The following is a 960-nucleotide window of genomic DNA, read 5'->3' as shown; positions in this document are numbered from 1 at the left end:
GGGCTCATCCGGCGCAGCGCCGGACAGGCCCGCAGCATCGAGCTGCTGCTGGCCCCGGAACTTCTGCCCGTCCTACGCTGAGCAGGCCCAAAGCCAATCGGTCAGAACCTCTGTGCTGAGGTACTAGTGACGCCACGAACCAACCGATTCACTCCCGCACGGGAAGGTCCCGGCCCAGGTGTGCGAAGGGCCGGGCGCTCACCCTTCCGGTCGAGCCCGGCAACAGCCCCGGAAGCCTCACCGCGCACCCGCGGCTCACGAGGCTTCTCCCGTCCTATGGCTCATCCCACTTGAGCTTGAACACGTTCGGCCCGTTCGCCGTCACCTCGATGGTCGTCACCTTCTTCAGCTTCGCTTCCGGGTTCTCGAGCCGAAGTGTGTGCTTGCCCACGGTTGCTTCGATGGGCTTCTCGAACGGCATCGTTCCGAGGAGTTTCCCGTCCAGGTACAGGACGGCATAGGGATTGATTCGAATAGAAATCGGGACCTTGACTGGCGCGGGACGGGGGCGCGAAGGCTGCCGGGGAGTCTGGGTGGCGGGTGAAGCCGTCGGGCTCCCTGCCGCAGTCTTCGTCACGGGACTGGGAGCAGGAGCCCCGTTCCCAACGGGAAGCGTCGAACCCACGGGAGCCGCCGTCCCGGGCGCTGCCGCGGCGGCAACCACAGCCGCACCGTCCGGAACCCGCTCCACGCCGGCACCCGCGACACCCGCATCGACGACAGCCGGAGCCACCACCGCGACGGCCCCCGCATCGGGCGCCGCAGCCACCGGCTCGGAGGGACGGGGCTCTTCCCGCTTGGGCGTCTCCGCCTTCCCACCCGTCGCCCCGCCAGGCGCCGCGGCCACCGTGTCGTCAGGTCGCGCCTGCACCGGCAGCGGCTTCACGGGGACGGGCACCGCCTTCTCCCCTCCCGTCCCGAACAGCGCGAACCCCACGCCCGCCAGGAGCAGCCCTCCGC

General features: G+C 69.9%; 1 protein-coding gene. It reads right to left on the bottom strand.

All coding sequences use genetic code 11. The features are described from left to right. Positions 1-274 precede the first annotated feature (274 nt). On the bottom strand, positions 275-421 hold the full coding sequence (locus HG543_RS53840) for a hypothetical protein (RefSeq protein ID WP_169352701.1): 147 nt from the start codon (positions 419-421) through the stop codon (positions 275-277). Positions 422-960 lie beyond the last annotated feature (539 nt).

This window comes from Pyxidicoccus fallax, from assembly GCF_012933655.1.
GTDB lineage: Bacteria > Myxococcota > Myxococcia > Myxococcales > Myxococcaceae > Myxococcus > Myxococcus fallax.
This window is presented reverse-complemented; position numbering and strand designations above follow the sequence as displayed.

Bases quoted from the DNA above. Each gene is read 5' to 3' on its own strand.
- HG543_RS53840 (WP_169352701.1), bottom strand. From the start codon at position 421: ATGCCGTTCGAGAAGCCCATCGAAGCAACCGTGGGCAAGCACACACTT.